Annotated in this window: 9 protein-coding genes; 4 read left to right on the top strand and 5 right to left on the bottom strand. The window is 64.2% G+C overall.

The window, feature by feature from the left end:
• A partial coding sequence (locus tag ACXJL8_RS24145) for a lytic transglycosylase domain-containing protein (protein WP_456685710.1) occupies positions 1-1,528 on the top strand: 1,528 nt, incomplete at its 5' end.
• Positions 1,529-1,611: 83 nt separating this feature from the next.
• On the opposite strand, the gene ACXJL8_RS24140 is transcribed toward ACXJL8_RS24145, so the two are convergent.
• Genes ACXJL8_RS24140 through ACXJL8_RS24130 form a run of 3 tightly spaced genes read right to left on the bottom strand, consistent with a single transcriptional unit; the run spans position 1,612 to position 2,567 of the window.
• On the bottom strand, positions 1,612-1,929 hold the full coding sequence (locus ACXJL8_RS24140; RefSeq protein ID WP_456622443.1) for a hypothetical protein: 318 nt from the start codon (positions 1,927-1,929) through the stop codon (positions 1,612-1,614).
• Between the two features lie 57 nt (positions 1,930-1,986).
• The gene (locus tag ACXJL8_RS24135) at positions 1,987-2,175 is read right to left on the bottom strand and encodes a hypothetical protein (RefSeq protein ID WP_456622444.1); all 189 of its coding nucleotides are present in this window, start codon (positions 2,173-2,175) and stop codon (positions 1,987-1,989) included.
• The gene (locus ACXJL8_RS24130; protein WP_456622445.1) at positions 2,172-2,567 is read right to left on the bottom strand and encodes a hypothetical protein; all 396 of its coding nucleotides are present in this window, start codon (positions 2,565-2,567) and stop codon (positions 2,172-2,174) included. The genes ACXJL8_RS24135 and ACXJL8_RS24130 overlap by 4 nt, the downstream gene beginning before the upstream one ends.
• Before the next feature lie 710 nt (positions 2,568-3,277).
• Here ACXJL8_RS24130 and ACXJL8_RS24125 point away from each other — a divergent pair.
• The 3 genes from ACXJL8_RS24125 to ACXJL8_RS24115 all read left to right on the top strand — a co-directional run bounded on the left by ACXJL8_RS24125 (position 3,278) and on the right by ACXJL8_RS24115 (position 6,849).
• Positions 3,278-5,710: a PAS domain-containing sensor histidine kinase gene (locus tag ACXJL8_RS24125; protein WP_456685709.1), complete on the top strand. Its 2,433-nt coding sequence runs from the start codon at positions 3,278-3,280 to the stop codon at positions 5,708-5,710.
• Positions 5,707-6,378, top strand: coding sequence for a response regulator transcription factor (locus ACXJL8_RS24120; protein ID WP_456685708.1), 672 nt, complete (start codon positions 5,707-5,709; stop codon positions 6,376-6,378). Before ACXJL8_RS24125 ends, ACXJL8_RS24120 begins: the two co-directional genes overlap by 4 nt.
• Positions 6,379-6,462: 84 nt before the next feature.
• Positions 6,463-6,849, top strand: a complete 387-nt coding sequence (locus ACXJL8_RS24115; protein ID WP_456622449.1) for a response regulator transcription factor — start codon at positions 6,463-6,465, stop codon at positions 6,847-6,849.
• A gap of 72 nt (positions 6,850-6,921) precedes the next feature.
• On the opposite strand, the gene ACXJL8_RS24110 is transcribed toward ACXJL8_RS24115, so the two are convergent.
• Entirely contained in the window at positions 6,922-7,893 is a 972-nt protein-coding gene (locus ACXJL8_RS24110; protein ID WP_456685707.1) for a tripartite tricarboxylate transporter substrate binding protein BugD, read from the bottom strand.
• Positions 7,894-8,101: 208 nt separating this feature from the next.
• A complete protein-coding gene (locus ACXJL8_RS24105; RefSeq protein ID WP_456622451.1) occupies positions 8,102-9,343 on the bottom strand; it encodes a threonine synthase in 1,242 nt (413 codons plus the stop codon).
• Positions 9,344-9,551: the final 208 nt, after the last annotated feature.

The following is a 9,551-nucleotide window of genomic DNA, read 5'->3' as shown; positions in this document are numbered from 1 at the left end:
CTCTTACGAGGCGTTCCGCGATCTTCTGACCACTGATGATCATCGCGCCCGCATGGACAAGCGTCTGGGCGCCAAGGACTACGCCGGGGCACGGCGCGCCGCCAAGCGGCTCGGCGAGGATGCGCTCGCGATCGTCAAGGCCTGCGCCGCGGTCACCGGCAAGGCCAACAAGGCGCGGGACTATCTCGAGGACGTTTCGACCGACGCGCGCCGCGATCTCGGCTATGTGCTTTGCCGCGCGCAATGGCATCTCCAGAACGACCGCATCGACGACGCCGCCGATGTGATCCTGGCGGCCGCGCCCGACACGATGGCGGCGCAGGACACCGATGCCTGGTGGCGCGAGCGGCGCCTGCTGGCGCGAAAACTGCTCGACCAGGGCAAGTTCAAGACCGCCTATGACGTGGTGCGTGCGGCGGCCGTGCCGGCGATGGAGGTCTACCGCGTCGACTACCATTTCATGTGCGGCTGGATCGCGCTGCGCTATCTCGACGATCCCAGGACGGCGATGGTGCATTTCGCCGCGATCGACGAGGGCTCGCCCAATCCGCTCGCGCTGTCGCGCGCGCATTACTGGCGCGGCCGTGCCGCCGAGGCGATGGGCGCAACCGTCGACGCGCGCATGAGCTATCAGGCGGCGGCGCGCTATCCGACGGCCTATTACGGCCAGCTCGCTCGGGCGCGCCTCGGCCTCGACCGGATCGAGCTGCGTCCGCCCTCGCCCGTGCTGGCCGCGGCCGACACACCGCCCGCGGACGAACGCGTGCGCGCCGCCGACATACTGTACGGGATCGGCGAGCGCGACACGGTGTTTTATTACGTCGAGGACTTCGCCAAGGAGAGCACCGAGGTCGCAGCGCTCGAAGCGCTCGGCGAGCTCGCCGGTCGGCGCAACGATGCCCGCGCGATGCTCGAGGTCGGCAAGTCGGCGCTGGCGCGCGGGCTCGCGCTCGACCATTACGCGTTCCCGACCATCGGCATTCCCGAGCACAAGCAGGTCGCGCCCGCAATCGAGACCAGCGTGATCTATTCGGTGGCGCGCACCGAAAGCTCGTTCGACCAGCGCGACAAGTCCCCCGCCAACGCCGTCGGCCTGATGCAGGTGACGCCCGAAGCCGGGCGCGACACCGCAAAACGCTTCGGCCTGACCTATGACTGGGACAGGATGGTCTCCGACCCCGTCTACAACACGCAGATGGGTGCGGCCGAGCTCAGCGCGCTGCTGTCGGAATATCGCGGCAACCAGATCATGACCTTCGCCGGCTACAATGCCGGCCGCGGCCGCGTGCGCGAATGGGTGCAGGCGCGCGGCGATCCGCGCGACCCCAAGGTCGATCCGGTCGACTGGGTCGAGCGCATTCCCCTGTCGGAGACCCGCAACTACGTCCAGCGCGTGATCGAGAACGTGCTGGTCTACCGCGCGCGGTTCGAGGGCAGCAGCCCCGCCACGGCGAAGTCCGAGCAGCGCGTCACGACGCATGAGGTCAGCGCGGCACCAACGGCATCGGCCGCAGCCCCTGCACCTTAGCCTCGCAACGCCGGGGCTGGACGCGGCGCGAAGCTCGATGCAGTGACTGCGGCCGACTTCTCTGCGCGGCCAGCATTGCTCGGCTAGCCGTCACCTCCTTCCGGGGCGGGAAGGCTGTGCGCGCGCAGATATGCCTCGGTCAGCGAGCGCGAGAGCGCGCCCATCTGCATCATCCAGCTCCAGCTCGAAATGGCCGCCAACAGCGTGATGGCCTCGAGCGAAGTGCGGTAAGGCCAAAGCATTTCCATGGCCTGCTGCTGATATTGCCGGTAGCAATCAGTGTCGCAATACCGCCGTTGCGTGGACACATGGCGGACGTAACTCGCGCCCAACGGCTGGGCGCAGGCGCTGCAGGTGGCGCCGTGGCTGGGTCGTCCATGATTGACGAGCATGAATTTCAAGGTCGTGTCCTCTCCTGCCGGCGGGCGCACCGCCGATCGTCTCGACCACGTGTCCGCTCAAGACGCCGCTCGCGTACGCCCCTCGATCAACGGCGCAACTTCGCCATGCAGCGCGTAGCACTCGTAGCCGCAGTAAGGCAGCTGCGTCCTGGCGTCGCGCAGATAGCCGGTGCTGATCTGCTCGCAGCACCACAGACAGAACGTCTTGCGGAAAGGGGTTCTGCCGTTCACCAGTATGAATCTCACGTGGCACCTCCCAGCGCGAAGCAGTAGACCGTGTCGACCAGAGAGGCGGACGGCGGCGGCGCGCAAAGATGGTTGCGGCCGTCAGGATTGTCCCTGTTTCGCTCGACCTTCTGGGACGGGATGAGGATGTATTTGCCGTCTTCCCGGCGCCGGGCGTAGATCCTGCCGTCGACGTACTGAACCTCGGTCGGATAGCAATCTGCGTTGTTGCAGCAACTCAGCACCGGATTGTCGGGCATGTGCCAGCTCGAATAGAACTTCTCGTGCAGAAGCCGATCCTGGGACGGATGGTGACGATGTGCACCATCCTGCCTGACCTCCTCGGCCGCCACTCCCGTCATCACCGGAAGCGGCAGCGCGATCGCCAACAGGAGCTTGCAGGCACGGTTCAATTCAGCCTCCTGATTCAGAACTGCCGAACTGGGCTGATCCTCACGCCGCCTGAAATTGAAACAGCCATCGGCGGTCGCGCTCGCGGCGCGCCCTGAAGCGATCGAGGCATTTCCTTGAGCAGAGCGGCGTTCGCCAGGAATAATATCGGATCAGGCCAAACTTCCCGCCGCAGACGGCGCAGCCGTTTTCGGCAGGACGACGTTCGGATTGTTCGGACTTATCGCACATGATCCTCTCCTCTTGGCCTCTTATGGGTCCTGGCTTTCCTGGTGAGCGGTCACCACGTCGTCAATGAATGCGGCTTCTCAATCGTGACCCGCCAAGTCATGCGGCCGGTCAGGGCAACGGCAGAGGCGGAGCCTCTAAGGTGCATCACGCCGAGCTACGCGGCGGGTTGTGGTTCGCAATCGACTCCACTGGATTGGCAGTGAGACTAGGCCCTATGCAACGGATCGCTCAATTGTACGGAGGTAAATGCACGGTATGACTAGGGATGCGCGAGCTATACGTAGGTTTGTCCCGTAGTCTTGCGGACTTTGCCTGGGCGCAACGAGACGGCGCATGGCTCGCAGGCTGCACGGAGCCCGCGAGTTTTCGACGCAGAGCCCGACTTTGGTCGGAGGCAGAGTCCTGCTTGGTCTGAGGCAATTGCCCCTCTTGTCGCAAAATGCTCTACTCGCATTGACCCCAGCGAGCCGGGACGCATGCGATGATGCCTGGCCAGATCGCGAAACTTGGCAATTCGGCCGCTCAATTGCTGCTCGGCGGCCTTGCGGCGCTTCGATCTCTCGGCAACGGAGCGAAGGACAAGCCTGCGGTCGGAGATGACTGGCGGCAGGACAGCGAGCTGCGCGACGCCGTGAAGCAATGGCGCGAGGTGTTCGAGCACAATCCGGTCATGTACTTCATGATCGATCCGGCCGGAACGGTGCTCAACGTCAATACATTCGGCGCCGCGCAACTGGGCTACACGGCGGCCGAGCTGACCGGCCAATCCGTGCTGAACGTCTTCTTCGAGGAAGATCACGACCTCGTTCGCCGATGCGTCGCGTTGTGCCTGGAAACCGTGGACCAGTCGCATACCTGGGAGATCCGCAAGATCCGGAAGGACGGCTCGGTCCTCTGGGTCCGTGAAAACGCCAAGGCCATGCTGCGCCGCGACGGCACGCCGATCGTCCTGGTCGCCTGTGAAAACATCACCCAGCGCAAGGAGGCCGAGGATGCGCTGCGCCAGAGCGAGGCCTACCTCGCCCAGGCTCAGGAACTGAGCCGCACCGGCAGCTTCGGCCTGAACGCCGCGACCGGCGCGATCGTCTGGTCGAGGGAAACCTTTCGCATCTTCCAATGCGACCCGGCGGTGAAGCCGACCCTGGATTTTGTTTTTCAGCGCATCCATCCGGAAGATCGCGATGCGGTCCGCAAGACCCTCGATAGAGCCTTGCGCGAAGCGGAGGATTACGACCACGAGTATCGCCTGCTGATGCCTGATGGATCGGTCAAATATCTCCATTCCGTGGCGCRCGCGGTGAGACATGCATCAGGGCGCGTCGAGTTTGCCGGGGCTGTCACCGACGTCACGATCACAAAAGAAGCGGACCAGAGGTTGCGTCGCAGCGAGGCCTATTTGGCCGAAGCCCAGCGCCTTAGCCATACCAGCAGCTGGGCCTGGGACGTGAGTCGTCAGGAGTTCGCTTACCGATCGAATGAACTCTACCGCCTGTTCGGATTTGATCCGGACCAGCTCGATGTGCCGGCCAAGGCTTTCCAGCAACGGATCCTTCCCGAGGACTTTCGACGAATTGTCGACGTGGAACGTCAGGCGGTGCAGCAAAGGGAGCCCTTCGAAATTGACTTTCGGATTGCGCGTCCGGACGGTTCGATAAGACGCGTCCATACGGAAGGACATCCCGTCACGGGCAGYGACGGCGAGGTAAATGAAATTATCGGCACGCACGTCGACGTCACCGAGCAGTTCGTCGCAAAAGAAGCGCTGCAAAAGGCATTTGACGAGCTCAAGGAGTCCGAGCAGCGGTTCCGCGACTATGCCGAAACCGCATCGGACTGGTTTTGGGAGACCGGGCCGGATCACCGTATCACCCGGATCTCGGAACACGCCGATACGGCCATTGCTGYGCCGACGGGCTTGATCGGCCTGACCCGTTGGGACATTCCGCCCGATGCCGAGCTCGAGCCCGAGAAGTGGGAGCAGCATCGCGCGGCCCTCGATGCCCACCTTCCGTTTCGCGACCTGGTTTATCGCAGCAGGGATCGCAACGGATCTCCAATCTACGTGCGCACCAGCGGCAAGCCCTTCCACGACGCGAACGGCCATTTTCGCGGCTATCGTGGCGTCAGCAGCGATGTGACGGCGGCGACCCGCGCCGAGCAGGCCGAGGAAGCGCTGCGCAAGGCCCAAGCCGAGCTCGCCCATGTCACGCGCGTTACGATGCTCGGCGAACTGACCGCCTCGATAGCCCACGAAATCACCCAGCCTCTGGCTGCCGTGATCTCCAATGCAGACGCCTGCATCGGCTGGCTCGGCCGCGAACCGGCCGATCTGGATGCCGCGCGCCGCTCCGTGGAGTGGATTGTCGAGGACGCCAATCGGGCCAGCGAGGTGATCCGCAGGATCAGGGCGCTTGCGAAGAAGACCGAAATCGAAGTCGTTCCACTCGACATCAACCAGGTCGTCAGGGAGGCGTTGGCCCTCGTTCGGCGCGAGCTTGCCACCCATGCCGTGTCGGTGCGAATGGAATTGACGTCAAGTCTGCCCAGGATTTGCGGTGATCGGATCCAGCTCCAGCAGGTGCTGATCAACCTTGTCATGAACGGCATCGAAGCCATGGAAGCCAATGTTGGCCGCCCGCGCGAACTGGCGATCCGCTCCAGCCAAGTCGGCGAGAACGGCGACGGCCGCCTGCTCATCACCGTCACGGATCGCGGTGTCGGCCTTGACAAGGACGGGATGGAACGCATCTTCACGCCCTTTTTCACGACAAAGTCGGGCGGCCTGGGGATGGGACTATCGATCTGCCGGTCGATCATCGAGGCTCACGCGGGGCGGCTGTCGGCCTTTCCCAATGAGGGGAGCGGTGCGACTTTCCAGATTGCGCTGCCCTTGCCGCACGGGGACACGTCGTGACCGACCACGCCAAACCGACGCCGGCGCAGGCGGGCGCCGATGATCCGATCGTCATGATCGTTGATGACGATCCGTCGATGCGCCGTGCGCTCACCAATCTCTTTCAATCCGTCGGCCTCAAGGTCGAAGCCTTCGGCTCGGCAGCGGAGGTCATGGAAGCCAAGCCGCCGGCGGTCCCCAGTTGCCTTGTGCTCGACATTCGCCTGCCGGGCTCGAGCGGCTTCGACCTCCAGGCGGACCTCGCGAAGGCCAACATTCACACGCCCATTATCTTCAWCACCGGTCATGGCGATATTCCCATGACCGTCAGGGCCATGAAGAGCGGCGCCATCGATTTTCTGACCAAGCCGGTGCGCGACCAGGACATGCTCGATGCGGTCCAGGCTGCGATCGAACGGGATCGCAAGCGGCGCGATGCCGAGAAGTCGGTATCAAGCGTGCGGACTCGCTTCGAAGGCCTGTCGGCGCGTCAGCGCGACATTCTCGCCCTGGTTGCGTCCGGCCTGATGAACAAGCAAGTCGCCGCCGAACTCGGATTGGCGGAGATTACCGTCAAAATCTATCGCGGCCAGATCATGCGGAAGATGGGCGCGAAGTCCTTGGCCGATCTCGTCAGGATGACCGAGGCGCTCGGAATCCAGCGCCCAGGGCGAAACGTGCAAACCTAAGTATGCTTTTCAAGCGCGCTCCGAGGGCCCACTTTCCGATGGGCGCTGCACCATGATCGGCGGCCCCCCCGRTCAGGAGCGATCATGTCAATCCCTTCGGTCATTTCCGTCATTGACGATGATCCCTCCGTCCGGCTCGCGACGAACAATCTTCTGACGTCGCGGGGGTACACGGTCTACATCTTTGGCTCCGCTCACGAATTTCTCCAATCGGCTGAACTGCACCTGACGTCATGCGTGATCGCGGACGTGCAGATGTCGGCCATGAGCGGTGTCGATCTGTTGATGCATATGCGCGGCCTCGGTCACCGCACGCCCTTCATCTTCATGACGGCCTTTCCCGACGATACCGTGCGCGAGCGCGCGCTGAAGGCTGGCGCCATCTGCTTTCTCGCAAAGCCGTTTTCCACGCCGGCTCTCCTTCAATGTCTGGAGTCGGCCCTGACGGGGCTCGGTGAAGCCAGGACGTGATGCAGCAGCCTCGAGCCCTCTTCACGGCGAGGAATCTCGTCGTCGTGGCCGTGAACGAGGCGGCGATGCGCCTCAATCCACCTTGATGTTCGCCGCCTTGATGATCGGCCACCATTTCGCGATCTCCGCCTTCTGGCGCGTGCCGAGGGCTTCAGGGGTGAGCTGATCCTGGGGCGTCATCTCCAGGCCCTGGCTTTCGAGCTGTTTCTTCACGGCGGGATCGTTCAGCGCTTCCACGGCCGCAGCGTTGAGCCTGGTGACGATCTCCTTCGGCGTGCCCTTCGGCACCCACAGGCCCGACCACAGCGTCATGTTGAAGCCTTTCAGCCCCGCCTCCTCCGCGGTCGGGATCTCCGGCGCCGACGGCAGGCGCTTGTCGTCGGTGATCGCGTAGGCACGGATGGTGCCGGCGCGGACCTGGTTGATGGAGTTGGAGGTCTGGTCGACGATGAGGTCGATCTGGCCGGCGATGAGGTCGTTCAACGCAGGCGCGGTGCCGCGATACGGCACGTATTGCAGCTTGATGCCGCTGACGCTCTCGAAATAAACGCCGGCGATGTGGCTGCCGGAGCCCGCGCCGGCGGTACCGGCCGTTGCCGACGACGGCCGCGACTTCAGCCACGCCAGGAGCTCCTTCAACGAGGCCGCAGGCACGGCATTCTTGCTGACCACGATCATCGGGTTGCTCGGCAACAGCACCACCGGCTCCAGATCGGYGACARGGTCGTAGTTGAGCTTGTAGACGGCGCCGTTGGCGACATGGGTGCCGAGATGGCCGAAGGAGATCGTGTAGCCGTCCGGCGGGGAATGCACGGCGCGGCCGACGCCGATCGAGCCGCCGGCGCCGGTGACATTCTCGATCACCAGCGGTTGGCCGAGCGACGTCCGCATGCGCTCGGCAAGCACGCGGGCCATCGCGTCCGACGGACCGCCGGCGGCGAAGGGCACGATGACGGTGATGGGACGTGAGGGATAATCATCGGCGCGCACGGCGCTCGTGACAGCAAGGATGCCGATCAGCGCGGCCCAGACGGGCTTCGTCATTGTGTCCTCCGCAGCGATTTTTGCTTTTTCCTTACCTCGCCCCGCTTGCGGGGAGAGGTCGAATYCGTGCGCAGCGCGAATTCGGGTGAGGGGGAGCCTCCGCGAGACCTTCTGCCAATGCGTTTGCGGAAGCAGGCCCCCCACCCCTAGCCTCTCAGCGCGAGCGAAGCTCGCCGCGGCCCCGCAAGAACGGGGCGAGGGAGAACTTCTAGAACTGCGAGAAGTCGATCGGCTTGTGCCGGTCGAGCGTGCGGGTCACCGGCGGCAGCGGGTACTTCAGGCCGGTGGCGCAGTTGAACAGCATCACGCGGTCGGTCTTGCTGACGCGGCCGTCGGCGAGGCTCGCCTTGTAGGCGGCGTAGGTCGCGGCGCCCTCGGGGCACAGCAACAGCCCCTCCTCGCGTGCGACCTCGTTCAGCGCCGACGAGATCTTGTCGTCGTCGACCGCGATGGCAAAGCCCTTGCTCTCGCGCACCGCGCGCAGGATCAGGAAATCGCCGATCGCCTGCGGCACGCGGATGCCGGACGCGATGGTGTGGGCGTCCTCCCAGCGCGTCGCATGCTCCGTGCCGGCCTCGTAGGCCCGCACCATCGGCGCACAGCCGGAGGCCTGCACCGCGACCATGCGCGGACGCTTCGCGCCGATGAAGCCGATCTTCTCCAGCTCGTCAAACGCCTTCCACATGCCGATCAGGCCGGTTCCGCCGCCGGTCGGATAGAAGATGACGTCGGGCACGTCCCAGCCGAGCTGTTCGGCGAGCTCCAGGCCCATCGTCTTCTTGCCCTCGATGCGGTAGGGCTCCTTCAGCGTCGAGGTGTCGAACCAGCCGACTTTTGCTTTCCCCTCGCCGACGATCTTGCCGCAATCGTCGATATAGCCGTTGACGCGGTAGACGGTCGCGCCCTGGAGTTCGATCTCGCTGACGTTCACCTCCGGCGTATCAGCCGGGCAGAAGATCGTGGTCTTGATGCCGCAGGATGTCGCGTAGGCCGCGAGCGCCGCGCCGGCATTACCATTCGTCGGCATCGCCATGTGCTTGATGCCGAGCGCCTTTCCCATCGACACCGCCATCACCAGCCCGCGCGCCTTGAACGAGCCGGTCGGCAGCCGCCCCTCGTCCTTGACGATGATCTCGCCGCCACCGAGCTTCTCCCCGAGCTTCGGCAGCCGGATCAGCGGCGTCGTGACCTCGCCGAGCGAGACGATGTCCTTGCATTTGCGCACCGGCAGCAGCTCGCGGTAGCGCCACATGTCGGCGGGGCGCTGGCTCAGCGCGTCCTTGGTCAGCGCCTTCTTCACCCGAGGGAGGTCGTAGCGCACCAGCAGCGGCTTGCCGGCCTTGGAGAGGTTGTGGACCTCATCGGCGGCGTAGCGGTCGCCTTCCATCGCGCATTCGAGATGGGTGACGAAGGTCGGGCGTTCGATGGTGAGGTTGTCGTTGTCTTTCACAACTGTTCTTTCATTTGGGTTTGCGGTTAGACCTTCAATAAGCACCGCCGCGCGGGGTTCGGCCCGCAGCGTCGGGGTACTTTGCATCGAGCGCGATATTATCGTCCCTGCACAGACCGGAGTAGCCCCAAAWTAAGTAGATGATCGCCGGGACGGGCGCGCGATTCCAGGTGGCGGACAAAATCTTCGTAATCGTCGAAGATTAGCA

It is taken from the genome of Bradyrhizobium sp. P5_C11_2 (assembly GCF_054049755.1).
Note: the sequence above shows the minus strand (reverse complement) of the source record. Positions and strands in the feature narration are given on the sequence as shown.

Coding starts and splice junctions, on each gene's coding strand:
- ACXJL8_RS24115 (WP_456622449.1), top strand. CDS start 6,463: ATGTCAATCCCTTCGGTCATTTCCGTCATTGACGATGATCCCTCCGTC.